At 71.7% G+C, this 20,574-nt stretch carries 17 protein-coding genes; 4 read left to right on the top strand and 13 right to left on the bottom strand.

Going from position 1 to position 20,574, the window contains the following annotated elements:
- Positions 1-324: 324 nt before the first annotated feature.
- The 4 genes from R2S09_RS10225 to R2S09_RS10210 all read right to left on the bottom strand — a co-directional run bounded on the left by R2S09_RS10225 (position 325) and on the right by R2S09_RS10210 (position 5,218).
- Entirely contained in the window at positions 325-1,554 is a 1,230-nt protein-coding gene (locus R2S09_RS10225; protein ID WP_316740491.1) for an MFS transporter, read from the bottom strand.
- Between the two features lie 91 nt (positions 1,555-1,645).
- Entirely contained in the window at positions 1,646-2,704 is a 1,059-nt protein-coding gene (locus R2S09_RS10220; protein ID WP_316740490.1) for an endonuclease/exonuclease/phosphatase family protein, read from the bottom strand.
- Between the two features lie 175 nt (positions 2,705-2,879).
- Positions 2,880-3,512: a TetR/AcrR family transcriptional regulator gene (locus tag R2S09_RS10215; protein ID WP_316740489.1), complete on the bottom strand. Its 633-nt coding sequence runs from the start codon at positions 3,510-3,512 to the stop codon at positions 2,880-2,882.
- Between the two features lie 116 nt (positions 3,513-3,628).
- Entirely contained in the window at positions 3,629-5,218 is a 1,590-nt protein-coding gene (locus tag R2S09_RS10210) for an MFS transporter (RefSeq protein WP_316740488.1), read from the bottom strand.
- Between the two features lie 220 nt (positions 5,219-5,438).
- Between R2S09_RS10210 and panB the strand changes: the two genes are divergently transcribed.
- Complete coding sequence (panB, locus tag R2S09_RS10205; RefSeq protein ID WP_316740487.1) at positions 5,439-6,314, top strand: 3-methyl-2-oxobutanoate hydroxymethyltransferase; 876 nt, start codon at positions 5,439-5,441, stop codon at positions 6,312-6,314.
- A gap of 106 nt (positions 6,315-6,420) precedes the next feature.
- Here the strand turns inward: panB and R2S09_RS10200 are convergent, their stop codons facing one another.
- Positions 6,421-8,175: an NAD+ synthase gene (locus tag R2S09_RS10200; RefSeq protein WP_306189259.1), complete on the bottom strand. Its 1,755-nt coding sequence runs from the start codon at positions 8,173-8,175 to the stop codon at positions 6,421-6,423.
- A gap of 156 nt (positions 8,176-8,331) precedes the next feature.
- Between R2S09_RS10200 and R2S09_RS10195 the strand changes: the two genes are divergently transcribed.
- Complete coding sequence (locus R2S09_RS10195; RefSeq protein WP_316740486.1) at positions 8,332-9,216, top strand: alpha/beta hydrolase; 885 nt, start codon at positions 8,332-8,334, stop codon at positions 9,214-9,216.
- A 153-nt stretch (positions 9,217-9,369) separates the two neighbouring features.
- On the opposite strand, the gene R2S09_RS10190 is transcribed toward R2S09_RS10195, so the two are convergent.
- The 3 genes from R2S09_RS10190 to R2S09_RS10180 form a co-directional block, all read right to left on the bottom strand.
- Positions 9,370-11,310, bottom strand: a complete 1,941-nt coding sequence (locus tag R2S09_RS10190) for a protease pro-enzyme activation domain-containing protein (protein ID WP_306189257.1) — start codon at positions 11,308-11,310, stop codon at positions 9,370-9,372.
- 282 nt (positions 11,311-11,592) lie between these two features.
- Complete coding sequence (locus R2S09_RS10185; protein ID WP_316740484.1) at positions 11,593-12,231, bottom strand: DUF305 domain-containing protein; 639 nt, start codon at positions 12,229-12,231, stop codon at positions 11,593-11,595.
- A complete protein-coding gene (locus R2S09_RS10180) occupies positions 12,228-12,947 on the bottom strand; it encodes a DUF3105 domain-containing protein (protein WP_316740483.1) in 720 nt (239 codons plus the stop codon). Before R2S09_RS10180 ends, R2S09_RS10185 begins: the two co-directional genes overlap by 4 nt.
- A 128-nt stretch (positions 12,948-13,075) precedes the next feature.
- Here R2S09_RS10180 and R2S09_RS10175 point away from each other — a divergent pair, with 128 nt between their 5' ends.
- Positions 13,076-13,519: an Rrf2 family transcriptional regulator gene (locus tag R2S09_RS10175; protein WP_306189254.1), complete on the top strand. Its 444-nt coding sequence runs from the start codon at positions 13,076-13,078 to the stop codon at positions 13,517-13,519.
- A 135-nt stretch (positions 13,520-13,654) separates the two neighbouring features.
- Here R2S09_RS10175 and R2S09_RS10170 read toward each other — a convergent pair whose 3' ends face one another.
- Positions 13,655-14,854: a globin domain-containing protein gene (locus R2S09_RS10170; protein ID WP_316740482.1), complete on the bottom strand. Its 1,200-nt coding sequence runs from the start codon at positions 14,852-14,854 to the stop codon at positions 13,655-13,657.
- Positions 14,855-15,207: 353 nt separating this feature from the next.
- Here R2S09_RS10170 and R2S09_RS10165 point away from each other — a divergent pair, with 353 nt between their 5' ends.
- Positions 15,208-16,569 carry a glutamine synthetase family protein gene (locus R2S09_RS10165; protein ID WP_306189252.1) on the top strand — a complete coding sequence of 454 codons (1,362 nt, stop codon included), beginning with the start codon at positions 15,208-15,210 and terminating at the stop codon, positions 16,567-16,569.
- Between the two features lie 422 nt (positions 16,570-16,991).
- Here the strand turns inward: R2S09_RS10165 and R2S09_RS10160 are convergent, their stop codons facing one another.
- The 4 genes from R2S09_RS10160 to R2S09_RS10145 form a co-directional block, all read right to left on the bottom strand.
- Positions 16,992-17,198 (bottom strand): DUF397 domain-containing protein, encoded by a 207-nt coding sequence (locus R2S09_RS10160; RefSeq protein WP_306189251.1) that lies wholly within the window; start codon positions 17,196-17,198, stop codon positions 16,992-16,994.
- The gene (locus R2S09_RS10155) at positions 17,195-18,085 is read right to left on the bottom strand and encodes a helix-turn-helix transcriptional regulator (protein WP_316740481.1); all 891 of its coding nucleotides are present in this window, start codon (positions 18,083-18,085) and stop codon (positions 17,195-17,197) included. The genes R2S09_RS10160 and R2S09_RS10155 overlap by 4 nt, the downstream gene beginning before the upstream one ends.
- 114 nt (positions 18,086-18,199) lie before the next feature.
- Positions 18,200-19,219, bottom strand: coding sequence for a TolB-like translocation protein (locus R2S09_RS10150; RefSeq protein WP_316740480.1), 1,020 nt, complete (start codon positions 19,217-19,219; stop codon positions 18,200-18,202).
- Positions 19,216-20,574 carry an MFS transporter gene (locus R2S09_RS10145; protein WP_316740479.1) on the bottom strand — a complete coding sequence of 453 codons (1,359 nt, stop codon included), beginning with the start codon at positions 20,572-20,574 and terminating at the stop codon, positions 19,216-19,218. Before R2S09_RS10145 ends, R2S09_RS10150 begins: the two co-directional genes overlap by 4 nt.

Genomic DNA, 20,574 nt, shown 5'->3' with positions numbered 1-20,574 from the left:
GGGGGGGGGGGGCCGCCCCCGGGGGGGGGGGGGGGGGGGGCCGGCCCGCCGCACACGGACATACGGCCCCGGAGGAGCGTGGTGGGCGCAGGAGGGACCGCAGTGCGCGGCGGGCCGCGCCCCACCCCCACGCCCCACTCCCGACGTCGTGGTGGCTGCGGGCAGCGCTGTGCCGACGTAGCTGCGGGCAGTCGTGCCCCCCTAGTGCTCAACGCCTGGGAGGTACCCCCAGGCGGCACGGGTGGGCGCTGGGGCACCCCCTCCGGGGGAGGCACCCCGCACGCGCGGTGAGCGCTCCCGCCTGACGGCCACCCCCACCGGGGTTCAGTGCTGGAGGGACTCGGCCGGCTCGGGTACGTGGCTCGCGACCACGCGGCCCGGCCGCGCCGGGACCGCGCGCCGGTGGTCCACCGCGTACGCGACCGCCGCCACCCCCAGGCCGAGCACCGCCAGCGCGGCCCCCGCCAGCGCCGGCGACGTCGTTCCGAAGCCCGCGGCCAAGGACAGCCCGCCGATCCACGCACCGCCCGCGTTGGCCAGGTTGAAGGCCGCCTGGTTGGCGGAGGAGGCCAGCGAGGGGGCCGCCGACGCCTTCTCCATGACCATCAGCTGCAGCGGCGAGCCGGTGACGAAGGCGGCCATGCCGAGGACGGTCACCGCCAGGGCCGCGCTCCACTCGGACCGCATCAGCAGCGGGAAGAGCACGAGCACCGCCGCCAGTGAGGACAGGCCGCCGAACAGGGTGCGGCGCAGCGAGTGGTCGGCCAGGCGGCCGCCGAGCAGGTTGCCGGCCGTGGCGCCCACGCCGAACAGGGCCAGGAGGAGGGTCACGCTGGACTCGGCGTACCCGGCGGAGTCCGTGAGCATCGGGGTGACGTAGCTGTAGGCGGCGAAGAGGGCGCCGAAGCCCGCCACCGTCGTCAGCAGGGCCAGCCAGACCGGGAGCGGGCGCAGCGCGGCCAGTTCGCCGCGCAGCCCGGTGGCCGGGGCGTGGCCGGCCGAGGGGGTGTGGCGGCGGGGGAGGAGGAGGGCCAGCGAGGCGATGGCCGCGACGCCGATGGCGCTGACCGCCAGGAAGGTCGCCCGCCATCCCAGGTGCTGGCCCATGAGCGTGGCCACCGGGACGCCGGCGACGTTGGCGACGGTCAGGCCGAGGAACATCAGGGACACCGAGCGTGCCTTGCGCTCCGGCGGCACCATGCCCGTGGCGACCACCGCGCCGACGCCGAAGAAGGCGCCGTGCGGGAGGCCGCTCAGGAAGCGGGCGGCCAGGAGGGAGTCGTAGCCGGGGGCGAGCGCGGACAGCGCGTTGCCGGCGACGAACAGGGCCATCAGGCCGATCAGGACCTGCCGGCGGGACAGCCGTGCGGTGAGCGCGGCCAGCAGCGGGGCGCCGATGACGACGCCCAGCGCGTACGCCGAGACCAGGTGTCCGGCGGTGGGGATCGAGATGTGCAGGTCGTCCGCCACGTCGGGCAGGAGGCCCATCATCACGAACTCGGTCGTGCCGATTCCGAACGCGCCGATGGCCAGGGCGAGCAACGCCAGGGGCATGAAGGGCCTTTCGAGGGTGGGTTCCGTACAGCGTGGGACATATTATGTTCAGCTGCGGAACAAATCCTCTCCGGCCCAGTGTTCCGGCAGGTCAAGAACCGGCTGTCGATGTGGCGACCTTCACACGTGCCGCGATCGGGAGGTGGTCGCTGTCCGTGCGCGGGAGGGACCAGGAGCTCACCGGCTCCACGCCCCTGACCATGATCTGGTCGATCCGCGCCATCGGGAACGACGCCGGCCAGCTGAAGCCGAAGCCGTCGCCCGCCGCGCCCTGGGTGGAGCGCATCTGGGAGGTGACGGCGTTGAGCGAGCGGTCGTTCATGGTGCCGTTGAGGTCGCCGAGCAGGATCACCTTCGGCTGCCGCTCGGCGGCGATCGCCTGGCCGAGCGCGTCCGCGCTCTGGTCGCGCTGGGCGGCGGTGAACCCGGCGTTCATCTTCACCCGCACCGAGGGCATGTGGGCGACGTACACCGCGACCGGCCCCTCGGGCGTGGCCACCGTGGCGCGCATGGCCCGCGTCCAGCCCAGCCTGATGTCCACCGGCCGCACCCCGCTGAGCGGGTACTTGCTCCACAGCCCCACCGTGCCCTGCACCGCGTGGTACTTGTACGTCGAGGCCAGCGCGCTCTCGTACACCGGGACCGCCGACGCCTTCAGCTCCTCCAGGGCGAGCACGTCCGCACCGGCGGAGGCCACCTCGCGGGCGGTGCCGGACGGGTCGGGGTTGTCGGCGTTGACGTTGTGCGTGGCCACCGTCAGGTCGCCGCCGCTGCCGGTCTTGGTGGTGAGCAGGCCGCCGAACAGGTTGAGCCAGACGATCGCGGGCAGCACCACCGCGATCAGCGCCGTCGCCGACCTGCGCACCAGGGCCAGGACGAACAGCACGGGGATCAGCAGCCCGAACCACGGCAGGAACGTCTCGGTGAGGCTGCCGAGGTTGCCGATGCGGTTGGGGATGCGCGAGTGCACCGCCATCACCAGGGCGAGCACCACCGCGACGGCCGCGAGCACGATGCCCCGGCGCCAGATCCGCCGGTCGCCGCGCCAGCCGCCGAAGACGCGGTTCGCCAGGCGCCGAAGCCGGTCCCACCGGGGCTCGGGCCCCGAGCCGCCGCTGTCCGTCTCCGTCATGTACGCCTGCTGCGCCATACCGTCGCCTCACTGCCTGCCGTGCACACCGTTCCCCCCGTGGGTTACGACCCTAGGGGATGAACGGCTCCGTTCCGCCGTCCTGTGACGGCCGTACGGGCTCGAGGACGAACAAGTCGGCGGCCGGAGTTCCGGTTACGGCGCCGGAAGCGGGCTCTGTGACGAAACGCGCACATTAGGGACGGGAACTGACGGGTCGTAGCCCTTCCAGCACCGTGTCCACGATCTGCTCCGACAGACCCTCCGGCAGGTCGGCGTCCGGGCGCATCACGCTGCGCACCAGCATGGGGCCGACGAAGATGTCGTTGAGCAGGTCGACGTCGATGTCCGCGCGCAGCTCGCCGTCGGCCTGCCCGCGGCGCAGGATCTCGCGCTGGAGCCTGCGGCGCGGCTCGACGACGGTGGCGTGGTAGGCGCACCAGATCTTCGGGCTGCTCTTCATCTGGGCGTAGACGTTGTGCAGGATCGCCGACGAGCGGCTCACCAGGCCGCGCCGGCGCAGCTGCTCCAGGAGGGCCACGAGGTCGTCGCGCATGGAGGTGCCGGGCAGTTCGGGGTCGGCGGGCTCGGCGGCGCGCACGACGTCGACGAAGAGCTCCTCCTTGCCGCTCCAGCGGCGGTAGATGGTGGCCTTGCCGACGCCGGCGGTGCGGGCGATGCGCTCGATGGAGAGCTCGGCGAGCGGAACGCCGTCCTCCAGGAGCTTCATCACGCCCTCGACGATGGCGCGTTCCACCGCCTCGCTGCGGGGGCGCCCGCGCGCGGGGGCCTCGGGGGCGGGGGCGGCCTGGCTGTGGGCAAGGCTCACTTGAGACGTCCTTTCGTCGTACCGGGAGATTGTCCTACCCGGTGGCCGCCGGCGCGTGCGCACCTTTGGCCCTCGGCCCCCGTTGACTGTCCGCCGCCCCCGTCGGCCCTGCGGCACTAGTCCACCGCGGCCACCAGCTCCGGCTCCTCCTTGTCCTTCTGCAGCGTCGCCGCCTTGCCCGGCAGGAAGACGGCCACCACGACCGCGCCGATCAGCGCGACCACGGTCCCGCACAGCGCGGTGACGTGCATGGCGTGCAGGAAGGCGTCGTTGGCCGGGTCCACCAGGGCCTGGCCGCGCGGGCCGAGCTTCGCGGCGACACCGAGGGTGGCCTCGATGGACTCGCCGGCCGTCTCCCGCAGGCCGGGCGGGAGCAGCCCGAGCTTGCCCTCGATGCCGTCACGGTACGCCGTCGACAGCACCGAGCCGAGCACGGCGATGCCGAGCGCGCCGCCCACCTGGCGGAAGGTGTTGCTCAGCGCGGACGCCGAGCCGGCCTTCTCCCGGGGCAGGGCCTGCATGATGACCACGCTGGTCGGCGTCATGATGTGCGCCATGCCGGTGCCCATGAGGAAGAAGACGACCTCCAGCAGCCAGATCGGCGTGTCCGCCTCGAAGCCGGCGAAGGCGGCCAGCGTCGCCGCGATGACGATCAGGCCGGCCGTGGTGGTGGCCTTGTTGCCGAAGCGGTCGACGACCAGCCGGGCGCGCGGCGCGAAGATCATCTGTGCGGCGGCCAGCGGCAGCATCAGCAGGCCGGACTCCAGCGGCGAGTAGCCGCGCACGCTCTGCGTGTAGAAGACACCGAAGAACGTGACGCCCATCAGCGCGAAGAACACCAGCGCGATGGCGCTCATGGCGGCCGAGAAGACCTTGTTCTTGAAGTAGGTGACGTCCAGGGACGGGTGGTCGCTGCGCTTCTCGAAGACGATGAAGGCGGCGAGGACGACGAGACCGGCGACGATGGTGGACAGCACCTTGGCGTCGGTGAAGTCGGCCAGCTCGCCGCCCTTGATGATGCCGTAGACGAGCAGGACCAGGCCGACGACGGACAGGACCACGCCGATGGGGTCGAGGCGGCCCGGGCTGGGGTCGCGGGAGTCGGGCACCAGCCACACCATGAGGGCGAGCGCGATGATCACGATCGGCACGTTGATGAGGAAGACCGAGCCCCACCAGAAGTGGTCGAGCAGCGCGCCGCCGGTGATCGGGCCGATGGCGATGGCGAGGCCGACGCCGCCGGCCCAGATGCCGATGGCCTTGGGCTGCTCCTCGCGTTCGAAGACGTTCATCAGCACCGCGAGAGTGGCGGGCATCACGAAGGCGGCACCCAGGGCCATCAGGGCGCGGAAGGCGATGAGCTGGCCCGGGGAGCCGGACTCGGCGGCCAGGGCCGAACCGATGCCGAACACCAGCAGTCCGCCGAGCAGGACCTTCTTGCGGCCGAGGCGGTCGCCGATCAGGCCGGCGGTGAACAGCAGGCCCGCGAAGACCAGGGTGTAGGCGTTGATGGCCCACTCGATCTCGCTCTGGGTGGCGCCCAGGCCGGTCGGAGCCGGGGTCGCGATCGTCTTGATGGCGACGTTGAGGATCGAGTTGTCGAGCACCACGATCAGCAGGCTGAGCATCAGAACGCCGAGGATCGCCCAGCGGCGGCGGTGCACCGCTTCCGGTATCCGGGAGGCGGGAACGGCAGGAGTAGTCATGGCGTCGAGCCTAGGGCACTTCCGATACGAGACCGTCTCGTATCGGAAAATACTTTACTCAGATCTTACGACCGACGCCCTTGCGAGGGACCTGGACGACCCGTTCCGAGATCTTGCGCACACGCGGGCCCTCTGGCCCGGCACGGCACGAGGTGCCACCATGGAGGAGAGTCCGGGGACGCCGTCAGGGCGCCTCGAGATGACCGAAGGAGCCGTTGCCATGACGCAGCTTTCGGCTGCCCAGACTGTTCAGAACAGCCCCTCCGACGGCAGCAAGGCGCTGTACGGGGGCAAGGGCACCCGCCGCATCACCGTCCGCGACATCGCCGTCGCCAAGGAACGCGGCGAGAAGTGGCCCATGCTCACCGCCTACGACGCGATGACCGCCTCCGTCTTCGACGAGGCCGGCATCCCGGTGATGCTGGTCGGCGACTCGGCGGGCAACTGCCACCTCGGGTACGACACGACCGTGCCCGTCACCCTCGACGAGATGACCATGCTCTCCGCCGCGGTGGTCCGCGGCACCAGGCGGGCCCTGATCGTCGGCGACCTCCCCTTCGGTTCCTACCAGGAGGGCCCGGTGCAGGCGCTGCGCTCGGCCACCCGGCTGGTGAAGGAGGCGGGCGTCGGCGCCGTCAAGCTGGAGGGCGGCGAGCGCTCGCACGAGCAGATCCGGCTGCTGGTCGAGTCCGGCATCCCGGTCATGGCCCACATCGGCCTGACCCCCCAGTCCGTCAACGCCATGGGCTACCGCGTCCAGGGCCGCGGCGAGGAGGCCGCCCAGCAGCTGCTGCGCGACGCCAAGTCCGTGCAGGACGCGGGCGCCTTCGCCGTCGTGCTGGAGCTGGTCCCGGCGGAGCTGGCGGCCGAGGTGACGCGGGTGCTGCACATCCCGACGGTCGGCATCGGCGCCGGACCGGAGACCGACGCACAGGTCCTGGTGTGGACCGACATGCTCGGGCTGACCGGCGGCCGCGTGCCGAAGTTCGTCAAGAAGTACGCCGACCTGCGCGAGGTCATGGGCAACGCGGCCAGGGCCTTCGCCGAGGACGTCGTCGGCGGGGCGTTCCCGCTGGAGGAGCACTCCGTCCACTAGACCACGGCGTCCACCGGACCACGCCGTCCACTGGACCACCGCGGTAACACCAGGAGGAGCCCTGGCCGATCTTCCCCCGTCGGCCGGGGCTCCTCCCTGCTTGCCGCTACGCCTTCTCGCGCCAGCCGTTCGTGATCGGCAGGCGCCGGTCCTTGCCGAAGCCCTTGGCGGAGATCTTGGTGCCCGGCGGGTACTGGCGGCGCTTGTACTCGGCCGTGTCGACCATGCGCAGCGTCTTCGCGACCAGCTCGCCGTCGTAGCCGGCCGCGACGATCTCGTCGGCGCCCTTGTCGTGGTCGACGTAGAGGTCGAGGATCGCGTCCAGCACCGGGTAGTCCGGCAGCGAGTCCGTGTCCACCTGACCCGGGCGCAGCTCCGCGCTCGGCGGCTTGGTGATCGAGTTCTCCGGGATCGGCGGCGTCTCGCCCCGTTCGGCCGCCACCTGGTTGCGCCACTGCGACAGCCGGAAGACCGACGTCTTGTACAGGTCCTTGATCGGGCCGTACGCGCCCACCGAGTCGCCGTACAGCGTGGAGTAGCCCACCGCCAGCTCCGACTTGTTGCCGGGGGCGAGGACGATGTGGCCCTCCTGGTTGGAGACCGCCATCAGCAGCGTGCCGCGCAGCCGGGACTGGAGGTTCTCCTCCGCCAGGCCCGTCAGGCCCAGGGAGTCCATGTACGCCCCGAACATCGGCGCGATCGGAACGGTGCGGAAGTTCAGCCCGGTGCGCCGCGCCAGCTCCGCCGCGTCGTCCTTGGAGTGCTCCGAGGAGTACTTCGACGGCATCGAGATGCCGTACACGTTCTCCGCGCCCACCGCGTCGCAGGCGATCGCGGCGACGAGGGCGGAGTCGATGCCGCCGGACAGACCGATCAGCACGGACCGGAAGCCGTTCTTGCGCACGTACGCCCGCAGGCCCACGACCAGCGCCGTGTACACCTCCTCGTCGTCGTCGAGCCGGTCGGCGTAGCCGCCGGTGTGCTCCGGCTCATACGGCGCCAGCGGCTCCTCGGACAGCACGACCCGGTCGACGCGCAGCCCGTCGTCCACCACGTCCTCGGGCGCGTCCGGCGCCGCGGCCGGCAGGTCCAGGTCGAGGACCACACAGTTCTCGGTGAACTGCGGCGCCCGCGCGATCACCTCTCCGTCCGGGGCGACGACGATCGAGTCGCCGTCGAACACCAGCTCGTCCTGGCCGCCGGTCATGGCGAGGTAGGCGGTGGTGCAGCCGGCCTCCTGGGCCCGCTTGCGGACCAGTTCGAGGCGGGTGTCGTCCTTCTCGCGCTCGTAGGGGGAGGCGTTGACGGACAGCAGCAGCCCCGCGCGCGCGGTGCGCGCGGCCGGGACGCGGCCGCCCTCCTGCCACAGGTCCTCGCAGATCGCGAGCGCGACGTCGACGCCGTGCAGGCGCAGCACCGGCATGGTGTCGCCGGGCACGAAGTAGCGGAACTCGTCGAAGACCCCGTAGTTCGGCAGGTGGTGCTTGGCGAAGTTCAGCACCACCTCGCCGCGGTGCAGCACCGCCGCCGCGTTCTGCGGCGCGCCGGCCGGCATGCCGTACTTCGGCTGGGCGGTCTCGCAGCGGTCCAGGTAGCCGACGAGCACCGGCAGCTCCCCTAGACCCTCCTCGGCGAGCCGGGTGGCCAGGGCGTGCAGCGCGGCGCGGGACGCCTCCACGAAGGACGACCTGAGCGCCAGGTCCTCGACGGGATACCCGGTCAGCGCCATCTCCGGGAACGCCACGAGATGCGCTCCCCGCTCGGCGGAGTGCCGGGTCCAGCGGACGATCGCCTCGCTGTTTCCGGCGAGGTCACCGACGCGCGAGTCGATCTGGTTCAGGGCGAGGCGAAGTCGAGGCACGCGCCCAGTGTAATCGTCAGAGCGACACGATGGGGTGGCACGGAGTGTGGGCCGCCCCACGCGGTGTGTCCCTCACGCGGTGCGGGCCGCCGCACGCCCTCGCGGGCGGCATGATGCCCCTATGGAACCCAGGGGACCGGAACCCAGGCGACGGTCATGACCTTCATCGGGATCGGCGGTGTGGTCCACCATGTGGTCGTCGACGGCAGCGGGCCGCCGTGCGTCCTCAGCCCCGGGCTCGGGATGTGCTGGTTCGACTGGGATCCCGTGGTGCCGCTGCTCGCCGCGGACCGCACCGTCGTCCGCTTCGACCGCCCCGGGCTCGGCCTGAGCGGGCACACGCGCCGCTGGCCGACGCTCGCCGGGGAGGCGCGGCGCATCGCGGCCGTCCTCGACGCGCTCCGCCTCGAAGGGCCCGTCACGCTGGTGGGGCACTCGCTCGCCGGCTTCCACGCGGAGGCCTTCGCCCGGCTGTTCCCCGGGCGGTCCGCGGGGCTCGTGCTGGTCGACTCCAGCGTGGAGGAGCACCCCCGCCCGCGCCGGGCGCGCGCGGTCCGCGACACCGCCACGCGCGCGTACGCCACGCTCGTGAGCGCCGCCGGACTGCCCCGTGTGGCCGGCCCGCCGCTGCGCCGGGCGGCCGTCCGGGCGGGCCGGGTGGGCGGGCAGGACCCCGCACCGTACGACGCGGTCCGGCGCGCCTACTCCACCGGCCGCTGGCTGCACGCGGCGCTCGCCGAGAACGCCACCTACACCGACCAGGCCGTCGCACTCGCCGCGCTGCGCCGGCGCCGCCCCCTGCCGCCCGGCCTGCCCGTCACCGTGCTCGCCGCGGACGACCCGCGGCGTCCGGCACACCGGCGGGCGCTCTGGCTGGCGAGACAGCGCGCCCTCGCCACCCTCCTGAACGGCACCCTGCGCATCAGCTCCCCCTCCGGCCACCTCCTCATGCTCGACCACCCGCGGGACGTGGCCGAAGCCGTCCTGCACACGCATGCGTGCCCGTCCCTCGCGGAGGAGGAACGGGCGCGCGGGCGCTGAAGGCGTGGCCGTGGCCGTGGCCCTTGGGCGTGGTGCGGGTGGTCCGGGTCGTGGTCGTGTCCGGGGCCGCCGGGGCGTGGTGGGTGCCGTCCCCGTGCACGCAGGCGAGCCCGCCCCTCGCGGAGGAGGAACGGGCGCGCTTGTGGCCGGGTGTCAGTGGCGGCGGTAGGAGTTGACGTAGCCGTTGGCGGGGGAACCCACGCCGGTGACGTCGTCGTAGCCCTTGACGGCCTTGAGCGAGCTGTCCTTGCCGAGGCTGCGGACGGAGACGCTCAGACCACCGGTGGCGTCGTAGCCGTTGACGTAGTCGACGCGCGCGACGGCCAGTTCCTTGCCGGTCGGCTGGTCCACCACGTCGTGGTACAGCTTCGAGCCGTACTTCGAGTAGATGGTCGGGTTGGCGAAGCCGATCGCCTTGCCGCCGCGGGCCTCCTGGGCGAGGGCCTGCACGGCCGCGATGACCGGCGCGGCCAGCGAGGTGCCGCCGATGCGGTACTCGCTGTACTGCTCCGACCCGTCCGGGAAGGTCTGCGTCTGGCCGACGAGGAACCCGGTGTTGGGGTCGGCGATCGCCGCGATGTCCGGGACGACGCGGTTGCCCTCGGCGTTGTTGGCCGTGGCCAGCGCCTTCGGGACGACGCCCTTCTGGTAGTACGGCTGCGGCACGGTCCGGCTGGTGCCGCCGCCCGCACCGGAGGTGTACGCGCCCGGGAAGTTCGTCCAGCTCTTGCCGTCCGCGGACAGCAGGGCCTTCTCGGTGCCCCAGCCGGTCTCCCACTGGTACGTGTTGTCCTTGCCGACCGCGAGCGAGGTGCCCCCGACCGCGGTCACCCACGCCGAGTTGGCCGGGGTGTCGACCTGCTTCGTGCCGGTGTTGGCGACCTCGTCGCCGTTGTCACCGGAGGAGAAGTAGAAGCCGATGCCCTCCACCGCGCCGAACTGGAACACCTGGTCGTAGGCGGCGGCCAGGTCCGGCGTCTGGTTGGCCTCGATGTCGCCCCAGGAGTTGGAGACGATGTCGGCCAGGTGGTTGTCGACGATCTTGCTGAGCGAGTCCAGCAGGTCGTCGTCGTAGCAGGAGGCGGCGCCCACGTACGTGACGCTGGCGTTGGGCGCGACCGCGTGCACGGCCTCGACGTCGAGGGTCTCCTCGCCGTACCAGCCCGCGGCCCCGCACTCCTTGGTCTTGGTGTACTTCTTCGGCAGCACCTGGGTCAGCTGGCCCGTCTTCCAGGCCACGTCACCGTGCTTCTTCGCGTAGCTCGCCGCGTCGAAGGCGATGGTCGGCGAGGCGTACGCGTCGGTGATCGCGACCCGGACGCCCTTGCCGGTGTAGGTGCCGGCGCCGTAGGCGGCCCGCAGCTGCTTGCCCGTGTAGCCCTGGACCGCGTACGGGACCTGCTGGCCGTAGGCGGAGGGCAGGGTGCTCGCGGTGTTCGAGCCGTAGTACGAGGAGAACGGCCCGGCGTTCTTGAACACCGCGTCCGGCGGCGGCAGCTGGTCCTTGTGGTTCGCCTTGTGCGGGGCGTTGTCCAGGCCGGTGACGGTCAGGACGGCGCCCTTCAGGCCCTCCGGAACCGACGCCGTCCGGGCCGGCGCACGGTAGGTCTTCGAGCCCTTGGCGAAGTTGTGCAGCTGGGTGCCGAACGCCTTCTCGGCGGCGGCGACGTCACCGGAGACCGCGATGTAGTGCGGGGTGACGGAGGTGACCTTCAGGCCCGCCGACTTCACCCACGACTTCACGGCGGCCACCTGGGCCTTGGTCGCGCCGAAGCGCGCCTGCGTCTGCTTGGCGCTCAGGTACTTGCCGTACATGGGCGAGGACGGGTCGGCGACCGCCTTGGCGTACGCGGCGAGGCCGGAGGCGTCCCGGCCGGCCAGGTACACCCGGGCGTTCACCTGGGCGCTGTTCGCGGTGGCGCCCTTGTCCGCCTTGGCCGTCGCCCACGCGGGCCTGGTGCCCGCGAGCGCGCCTCGGCCCGAGTGGTCCGCGGCGTGCGCCGCGGGTATGCCGAGCGCGAGCGCACCGGCGAGCATCGGCAGAGTCGCCGCCATGCTCACTCCGGCGCGCACGGTAGCGCGGTTGGATCTCATAGAACCCCCTGCGATGCGGATCGCATCTAACGCAATGAGTGGTTGGTCCTCGTGCGATCCGCGCGGGGGCCGCGGCGGTTCGGCCCACGCCCGTGAATGGATCACACGATCGAGGGCCACTCTTCCTGATGAACCGTGCATGCCAGGGGAATGGGCAAGCCAAGAGAAAGCCAAGGAACCGTCAGGTGCGGGGAGTTACGGCCGAATTGTGAGCTTTGCTCCCCGGATTCCGGTGGGCGGGTGTCGCGTTCCGGTGGATCCGGGAGCCCCGGTGCGCCCGCGTCAGGAACCGGGCGCGGCGCCGCGCTTCTCGAGCATGTCGGCCATGAGCCGGATCTCGGAGCGCTGCGCGTCCACCATGCCCTGCGCCAGCCTCTTCTCCACGCCCACCGTGCAGCGGGCGACACAGCCCTCGGCCATGTGGACGCCGCCCTTGTGATGGGCCGTCATCAACTGGAGGTAGAAGACCTCGGCCTGCCTTCCGCTCAGTTCGCCCAGCTTCTTCAGCTGCGTGTTGGTCGCCATGCCCGGCATCAGCGCGCCGTCCTTGCCGGCGGCCATGTCCCCCATGCCCATCCAGGTCATCGGCGGTTCCGCCGACACCTTCGGCAGCCCCCACAGGTCGAGCCAGCCCAGCAGCATGCCCCGCTGGTTGGCCTGCGTCTGGGCGATGTCGTAGGCGAGACGGCGCACTTCGGGGTCGGTCGTACGGTCGCGCACGATGAACGACATCTCGACGGCCTGCTGGTGGTGGACCGCCATGTCCCGGGCGAAACCGGCGTCCGCGGAGTCGGCGGAGGGGGTGGCCGGCCGGTTCGTGCCGGAGCCCGCGCTGTCCTCGGCGACCGCGTAGGTGATCGCCCCGGCCGCGACCAGCGCGGTGGCGGCGGCGCCCGCGATCCAGCCGACGTACTTGCTCACTTCATCGCCCCGCTGGTGCACGAGGCACCCGGCTCGGGCGTCTGCGAGCCCTGCACATAGGTCGCGAAGAACTTGTCCACGGCCGGGTCCGAGGCGCTGCGCACGGTGAGCTGGTGGCCCCATGCCGAGAGCATCAGCGGAGCCTGCTGGTTCTCGTACGGACTCATCAGCGTGTACGGCGTCTTCTTCACCTTGGCCGCGAGCGCCGCCACGTCCGACTCGGCCGCCTTGCCGGTGTACGTCACCCAGACCGCGCCGTGCTCCAGCGAGTGCACGGCGTTCTCGTCCTTGACGGGCTCGGTGTAGACGTCGCCGTTGCAGTTCAGCCAGACCGGGTTGTGGTCGCCGCCCACGGGCGGGTGCATCGGGTACGAGACGGGCGTGTTGACGTGGTTGCGGGACAGCTCGCCCGTCCAGGTCCGCACCCCGTCCTTGCCCGTCACGAAGTGGCCCGCACCGTCCTTGCCGATCTTGCCGCCCGCCTTGCCGTCCTGGGCCGCCTTGGCCTCGGCGGCCGCGTCGGTCGACTTGTCGTCGCCGGAGCGGGACTGCACGAAGACCACGCCGCCGACGACGAGGCCCGCGACGGCCACCACGCTCGCCGCGATCGCCAGGATCCGCGTCCGGCGCGCCCGGGCCTGCTCGGCGCGGCGCAACTCCTGCACATGTGCCTTGCGCCCGTCGGCGCTGGTCTTGCCGGTGCTGGCGGAGCCCATGGGCGTAAGTCCTTCGGGTCGGGGGACGGCCAGGTGTGGTGAACGTGCTGATGGTAGTGGGGCCGGTGGGGCCAGGGGAGACAGCGAAAAAGTTGAAGCGTAGATTCCGATTACCCTACGCTGGCCGTATGCGGCTGCTGCGCTCCACCGACATGGCGCTGCGCGTTCTGATGCGGCTCGCCGTCGCCGGCGAGTCGACCCCCACGACCCGGGAGGTCGCTGCGGACATGAACGTGCCGTACACGCATGCCGCGAAGGTCGTCGCCGAACTCCAGCACCGCGGGCTGCTCGAGACCCGCCGCGGCCGGGGCGGCGGACTCAGCCTCACCGAGGCCGGCCGCGACGCCTCGGTCGGCGCGATCGTGCGGGACCTGGAGGGCGAGGGCGACGTCGCCGACTGCGAGGGCACCGCGCCCTGCCCGCTGAACTCCGACTGCCGCCTGCGCGGCGCCCTGCGCCGGGCCCAGGAGGCGTTCTACGCCGCGCTCGACCCGCTCACGGTCGCCGACATGGTCGCGGATCCCACGGGCCCGCTGCTGCTGGGGCTGCCGAGCACCCGGCGGACCTCCTGAGCGCTCCGGCGCCCCGGCCGGGAACAGGGAACACGCAAGGAAACGCGCAGGGAAACGCGCCAGGGAACCCGCAGGGGCCGGCCGGGACGGTGCACCGCCCCGGCCGGCCCCTGAGCCTTCCGCTTTCGCTTTCGGTCAGGCCGCGGCCTGGACCAGCCACAGGTCGGGGCCGAAGACCTCGTAGTGGATGTCGGCCGGGGCCACGCCCTTGGCGATGAGCTGCTCGCGCACCGCCCGCATGAACGGCAGCGGACCGCACAGGTACGCCTGCGTGCCGGGCGCCACCTCGACGTCGGCGAGGTCCACCAGGCCGGGCCGGCCGTAGCCCGCCGCGTCCTCGTCGTACTGCTCGTAGAAGAAGGCCGTCTCCGCCTGGGGCAGCTTGGCCGCGTACGCCGCGTGGTCGGTGCGCAGCGCGTGCGAGGCGGGGGAGCGGTCGGCGTGCACCACGGTCACCGGGGCGCTGTGGCCGGCCAGGGCGAGCTGCTCCAGCATGGCGATCATCGGAGTGACGCCGATGCCCGCGGAGGCGAGCAGCAGCGGCGCGTCGGTGTCCTCCAGGACGAGGTCGCCGTACGGGGCGGACAGCTGCAGGACGTCGCCCTCGCGCACGTGGGCGTGCAGGTGGTTGGAGACCTCGCCGTCGGGGGCCGTGGCGTCGCCGGCGACCCGCTTGACCGCGAACTGCCGCTCCGCCGAGCCGGGGGCCGCGGTCAGGCTGTACTGGCGTATCTGCCGGGCGCCGTCGGCGAGCGTGACGCCGACCGAGACGTACTGGCCGGCGCGGTAGCCGGGGACCGGGCCGTCGTCGACCGGGCGCAGCTTGAAGGTGGCCACGTCGGCGGTCTCCTCGACCCGCTCGACGACCTTCCACTCGCGCCAGCCGGTCTGCTCGCTCTGCGTGTACAGCCGCTTCTCGATCGCGATCAGGGCGTTGGCCATCAGCCAGTAGACCTCGGTCCAGGCGGCGGCGACCTCCTCGGTGACCGCGTCGCCGAGGACCTCGGCGATGGCGCCGAACAGGTGCTCGTGGACGATCGGGTACTGCTCCGGGACGATGCCCAGCGAGGCGTGCTTGTGGGCGATGCGGTGGAGCATCACGTCCGGACGCCGGTCGGGGTTGTTCACCAGGTACGTGGCGAAGGCGGCGATGGAGCCGGCCAGGGCCTGCTTCTGGGCGCCGGAGGCCTGGTTGCCGCGGTTGAACAGGTCGCGCAGGAGCTCGGGGTGGGCCTCGAACAGCTTGGCGTAGAAGCGCTCGGTGATCTCGCCGATGGCCGCGCCGACGGCGGGGAGGGTGGCGCGGACGGTGGCTGCGGACTGTTCGGACAGCATCGTGGAACTCCTCGAAGGCTCGATCGCTCGTCTGATCGAAACGCTAAGGAAACTTGCATTTCAGATGCAAATTAAACGGGCGTGGTTTCGCTCACGTTTCCTCCACGTCTCGCTCAGCCGGGCCGGGCCTCGGCCGTTACGGAAGCGCTGCTCAGGGGGCAAGATGGGCGCAGGGCAGTACACCCGCCGTGCACCCGCCGTACGCGAGACGTTCGAACCGGCGACAGCCGGACGATCAAGCCGCGCAACGCGTGTGAAACGGTGATGTGGTGTGATGCCCTGGGTGCCCGACCGCCTCCCGTGACGACGTACGGACACAGGCGGCCTGACCAGCAAGGATGGGGAAGCGGAAGATGGACAAGCAGCAGGAGTTCGTGCTCCGGACGTTGGAGGAGCGCGACATCCGGTTCGTACGCCTGTGGTTCACGGACGTGCTGGGCTTCCTGAAGTCCGTGGCCGTGGCACCCGCCGAGCTGGAGCAGGCCTTCGACGAGGGCATCGGCTTCGACGGCTCCGCCATCGAGGGCTTCGCCCGGGTCTACGAGTCCGACATGATCGCCAAGCCCGACCCGTCCACGTTCCAGATCCTGCCCTGGCGCGCAGAGGCCCCCGGCACCGCCCGCATGTTCTGCGACATCCTGATGCCGGACGGCTCCCCGTCCTTCGCGGACCCCCGCTACGTCCTCAAGCGCGCCCTGGCGCGCACCTCCGACCTGGGCTTCACCTTCTACACACACCCGGAGATCGAGTTCTTCCTGCTGAAGGACCGCCCGGTCGACGGCACCCGTCCCACGCCCGCCGACAACTCCGGCTACTTCGACCACACCCCGCAGAACATCGGCATGGACTTCCGCCGCCAGGCGATCACGATGCTGGAGTCGATGGGCATCTCGGTGGAGTTCTCCCACCACGAGGGCGCGCCGGGGCAGCAGGAGATCGACCTGCGCTACGCCGACGCCCTGTCCACGGCGGACAACATCATGACGTTCCGCCTGGTCATGAAGCAGGTGGCGCTGGAGCAGGGCCTCCAGGCGACCTTCATGCCGAAGCCGTTCTCGGAGTTTCCCGGCTCCGGCATGCACTCGCACCTGTCCCTCTTCGAGGGCGACCGCAACGCGTTCTACGAGTCCGGCGCCGAGTACCAGCTCTCCAAGGTCGGCCGCTCCTTCATCGCGGGCCTGCTGCGGCACGCCGCCGAGATCTCCGCGGTCACCAACCAGTGGGTCAACTCCTACAAGCGCATCTGGGGCGGCTCCGAGCGCACCGCGGGCGCCGGCGGCGAGGCCCCCAGCTACATCTGCTGGGGCCACAACAACCGCTCGGCCCTGGTCCGCGTCCCGATGTACAAGCCCGGCAAGACGGGCTCGGCCCGGGTCGAGGTCCGCTCGCTCGACTCCGGCGCCAACCCCTACCTGGCCTACGCCGTCCTGCTCGCCGCCGGCCTGAAGGGCATCGAGGAGGGCTACGAGCTCCCGCCCGGCGCCGAGGACGACGTCTGGGCCCTGTCCAACGCCGAGCGCCGCGCGATGGGCATCGAACCCCTCCCGCAGAACCTCGGCGAGGCCCTGTACCTCATGGAGAACAGCGACCTGGTCGCCGAGACCCTCGGCGAACACGTCTTCGACTTCTTCCTGCGCAACAAGAAGCAGGAGTGGGAGGAGTACCGCTCCGAGGTCACGGCGTACGAGCTGCGGAAGCATCTGCCGGTGCTGTAGGGGCAGGTCAGGGCGGGTTTCCCGCTGGTACGGCGGGTGGGGCCGACGGTCGCGGACCGTCAGCCCCGGCGCGTGCGGCGGCACAGGTCCTGGCGTGTGGCTCCCCTTGGCGGCGGGCACGGTCCCCTGCCATGATCAAGCGTGTTCAACGTTTCGAAGGTCACGAGGTGGACGGAAATCCTCCACGACCTGATGGGCCTGGCGGCGGGCGGAATGCTGTTGGCGCTGGGACTCAAGGCCCACCGCGAGGGAGGATCCGTCGGCTGGGCCGTTGCGGGAGCGGCGTCGCTGATCCTGAGTAGCCTCTGGGTGGCCCGGCGCCGGCTCGCTCGGCGCAGGAAGGCGACTCCACTGCCGTGACGTCGAGCGGTGCCAGGGTGACTGCGTCGTCGAGCAGCCTCTCGCCAGGCCGCGGCCCGGACTCAGCCGCCCACAAAGGCGACGAACTCGACCCACGCACCGGAGGCGACGGCGAGGCGGGGGCCCTGGGAGCTCTTGGAGTCGCGGATGTGGATGGTGGTGGGGGTTATGGCGACCTCCACGCAGTCGTTGCCGTCACCGCTGCTGCTGTAGCTGCTCTTGAACCATGCGAAGGCCGAGGTGTTCCGGTCGAGTGAGGAGCGGATCATGACTCTGACTCTCCAAGCAATCGCTCGATGAAGGCCCGCGACTCCCGGGGCGTGAGGGCCTGGGCCCGGATCATGCCATAGCGCAGCTCCAGGATCCTGAGCTGCTTCGGATCGGTCACAGGTCGTCCGTTGAACGCCCCGTCGGAGCGTCCCACGGCGCTTCCGTCGGGGAACTTCAGCACCTCGATCAACCCGCCGGTGCCGACGTGGTCCTCGCAGCCGGTCGGCATCACCAGGATCGACACATTGCGCAACGCCCCGGGCTTCAGCAGGCGTTCGAGCTGTTGACGCCACACCATTGTGCCCCCGACCGGCCGCCGCAGCGTCGCCTCCTCCCGAACGAAGCTGAGCGTCGGCGCCGGTGACCGCTCGAAGATCGCGCGCCGCGCCATCCGCGCGGCCGCCATGCGCTCGGTCTCGTCCTCGGTGTGGGCGGGCAGCCAGACATCGAACAGGGCGCGCATGTGCGGCTCGGTCTGGAGCAAGCCATGGATGTTATGGGTGCTGTAGAGCCCGATCTCGACAGCGCTGGCCTCCATCCGCGCCAGATCCCGCACCCTCTTCGGATACCGGACCTTCTTCACGTCCTCCTTCGTCGCGGAGACGAGACCGCCCGCGCCCAGCACCTGATCCGCCGTGTCCAGATAGTCGAGCCGCGGGATCCGCTTGCCACTCTCGATCTTGTAGACCATGTCCTCGCCGTACCCGACCGCCTTCCCGAACTCGGCGGCCCGCATTCCCGCCGCCTCGCGCCGCAGTTTCAACTGCCGTCCCACCGTGGCGACCACGGCGATGCCCCACTCGTCGTCCGGGTCCACCTCCCACCCGGGCTCGTCCGTATCCTCCGCCTTGCTGCCGAGCCGGACCGCCTCACCGTCCACCGGCATCCGCACCCTCCCGTCACACACGTCGTATCGCGACACATCGCACCGTAGAAGGGATCGTGGTGCTTCGTGACCGGTACGGGCAAGGTCCACTCGTAGGGGTGGGGCGGGGCCGGCTCAGTCGACGAACGCCGGGGACAGCGCCGCCTCGCTGATGCGGTGGGGTGTTCCGGTGCCGTCGGACGGGATCTCGTAGAGGTCGGCGCCGTAGTCGCCCGGCAGGGCGTAGACGAGGGTGCGGGCGTTTCGCCACACCACCTGGTCGTCCACGCTCCTGGCCTCGGCCAGCGGGGTCTCGTGCATGGTGCGCAGGTCAAGGACGTACAGGCGCCACGGGGCGTCCTTGGGGAGGCCCTGGACCCGCTTCTTGAAGGCGATGCGGGTGCCGTCGGGGGAGAGGGACGGGCACTCGACGTTCGGCAGGAGCGTGGTGAGCGTGTTCGTGCGCAGGTCGCCCCGGACCAGGTAGGTCTGACCCTTCGTGGCCAGGGTCGCGTAGAAGGTGCGGTCGTCCGCCGCGAACGTCACGCCCCAGAAGTTGACGTCCGCCGCCCGGTACGGGCGGCCGTCCTTGACGATCCGGAACTTCTCCAGGGTGGGGATGAGGCGGCCCGTCCGTACGTCCGCTATCGCCGCCCGGGTGGAGAAGTCGGTGCCGGCGTACGAGTCGCCGCCCACGAACGCCGTCCACGCCGCGAAGTGGCCGCTCGGGGACACGCGGGCCCGGGAGGGGATGCCGGGGACGGTGTAGTGAGCCCTCGTCCTCAGATGCGCGTCCAGGATCAGGGCGCGGTAGGTGTCCGACACCGGGCCGTGCACCGCCTGCAGGCACACCCCGGTGCCCGAGGCGGCGTAGAAGCGCAGGCACTTGACGCCCGAGGCGGTGCGCGGGCCGGAGGGGTCGGAGGCCGGGACGGTCGCCAGCTCGTCGCGGTGCGGACCCCAGGCCATGTTGCGGAACACCATCCGCCCGTGCTCGGTCAGTGTGACCGTGCCCGGGGCGACCCGTGGGCCGCCGGCCTGGGTGTGGTCGCGGCGGTCCGCCCGGGCCGAGGCGTGCAGCACGGACGCCAGGCCGGCCGCCGCCAGCACGGCGACGGCCGAGACCAGGATCAGGACGCGGGTACGGACGGTCATGCGGTCACGGGGCCTTTCGGACGCAGGGTGAAGGAGAACGCGGCACACACGGCCAGCACCACGGCCGCCCCGGCCAGCGCCGAGCGGTCGCCCCACACCGTCCAGGCCGCGCCGAACAGCAGCGAGCAGGCGAACCGGGCCGCCGCCTGCCCGGTCTGCACCAGGGCCAGCCCGGACGAGCGCAGGGCCTCCGGAACCCCCTCCGAGGCCGCCGCCATCAGCACCCCGTCGGTGGCCGCGTAGAAGGTGCCGTGCAGGGCGAGGACGAGATACGGCAGGGCCGTGCCGTGCCACGAGGTGAGCAGGAGCGCGTAGGCGAGCAGCAGCGCCCCGTGTCCGCCCAGGAAGACCGTCCACCTGCCCACCCGGTCCGCGAGCCGGCCCAGTGGCATCGCCAGCAGCAGAAAGGCGCCCGCCGTGCCGAGCGGGAGCAGCGCGAACCAGCGGTCCGGGACGCCGAGCCGGTGCTGGAGCAGCAGGTAGACGAACGAATCGCTCACCGTGGCGAGCCCCAGCAGCAGCGCGCACACGCTGATCCGGCGCAGCGCACGGCCGCGCAGCAGCCCCACCGCACTGCGCAGCGTGGGCCGCTGGGCCGGGACTTCCGGCGCCGCGCCACCGAGCCCGTCCGGTACCACGGCACTGCGCTCACCCGGTGCCGCGCCGTCGTGACCGCCCGGCACCGCGCCGCCGCGACCGCCCTGGACCGCGCCGCCGCGACCGCCCGGTACGAACAGCACCAGGACCAGCACGCCCAGCGCGGCCACGCAGAAGCTGACGGTGAACACCGCGTCGTAGCCGTCCACGGTGGCCCGCAGGATCCCGAACGCCACCAGCGGGCCGAGCAGAGCGCCCGCCGTGTCCATCGCCCGGTGCACACCGAAGGCCCGGCCCCGCGACTCGGCCGTGCTCGACAGTGAGATGAGGGCGTCCCGCGGGGCCGTCCGCAGCCCCTTCCCCGTCCGGTCGACGGCGAGGATCAGCCCGATCGGGGTCAGCGTGTGCGCCACCAGCAGCAACGGCTTGCACACCGCCGACAGCGCGTACCCGAACCCGGCGACCCACTTGTGCCGCCCGCCGCCCCGGTCGGCGAGATGCCCGCCGGCCAGCCGTACGAGCGCCGAGAAGCCGTTGTAGACGCCGTCCAGCAGCCCGAAGCCCAGCGGCGACAGGCCCAGCCCGCTGACCAGGTACAACGGCAGCACGGCCGTGACCATCTCGGACGACACGTCCGTGATCAGACTGACCGCCCCGAGGGCGAGGACGGCAGGAGCGACCGCGGTACGGCGCCGCCCGGCCGCAGGCCGGACGGCACCGTCAGCGGACGTCCGCGCGCGACTGTCCGCTACGTACAC

The organism is Streptomyces sp. MK7 (assembly GCF_032658145.1).
Classification (GTDB): domain Bacteria; phylum Actinomycetota; class Actinomycetes; order Streptomycetales; family Streptomycetaceae; genus Streptomyces; species Streptomyces spiralis.
This window is presented reverse-complemented; position numbering and strand designations above follow the sequence as displayed.

Excerpts from the sequence above, each read along its gene's own strand:
- R2S09_RS10225 (WP_316740491.1), bottom strand. The coding sequence starts at position 1,554 with ATGCCCCTGGCGTTGCTCGCCCTGGCCATCGGCGCGTTCGGAATCGGC.
- R2S09_RS10220 (WP_316740490.1), bottom strand. The coding sequence starts at position 2,704 with ATGGCGCAGCAGGCGTACATGACGGAGACGGACAGCGGCGGCTCGGGG.
- R2S09_RS10210 (WP_316740488.1), bottom strand. The coding sequence starts at position 5,218 with ATGACTACTCCTGCCGTTCCCGCCTCCCGGATACCGGAAGCGGTGCAC.
- panB (WP_316740487.1), top strand. The coding sequence starts at position 5,439 with ATGACGCAGCTTTCGGCTGCCCAGACTGTTCAGAACAGCCCCTCCGAC.
- R2S09_RS10195 (WP_316740486.1), top strand. The coding sequence starts at position 8,332 with ATGACCTTCATCGGGATCGGCGGTGTGGTCCACCATGTGGTCGTCGAC.
- R2S09_RS10190 (WP_306189257.1), bottom strand. The coding sequence starts at position 11,310 with ATGAGATCCAACCGCGCTACCGTGCGCGCCGGAGTGAGCATGGCGGCG.
- R2S09_RS10180 (WP_316740483.1), bottom strand. The coding sequence starts at position 12,947 with ATGGGCTCCGCCAGCACCGGCAAGACCAGCGCCGACGGGCGCAAGGCA.
- R2S09_RS10175 (WP_306189254.1), top strand. The coding sequence starts at position 13,076 with ATGCGGCTGCTGCGCTCCACCGACATGGCGCTGCGCGTTCTGATGCGG.
- R2S09_RS10170 (WP_316740482.1), bottom strand. The coding sequence starts at position 14,854 with ATGCTGTCCGAACAGTCCGCAGCCACCGTCCGCGCCACCCTCCCCGCC.
- R2S09_RS10165 (WP_306189252.1), top strand. The coding sequence starts at position 15,208 with ATGGACAAGCAGCAGGAGTTCGTGCTCCGGACGTTGGAGGAGCGCGAC.
- R2S09_RS10160 (WP_306189251.1), bottom strand. The coding sequence starts at position 17,198 with ATGATCCGCTCCTCACTCGACCGGAACACCTCGGCCTTCGCATGGTTC.
- R2S09_RS10155 (WP_316740481.1), bottom strand. The coding sequence starts at position 18,085 with ATGCCGGTGGACGGTGAGGCGGTCCGGCTCGGCAGCAAGGCGGAGGAT.
- R2S09_RS10150 (WP_316740480.1), bottom strand. The coding sequence starts at position 19,219 with ATGACCGTCCGTACCCGCGTCCTGATCCTGGTCTCGGCCGTCGCCGTG.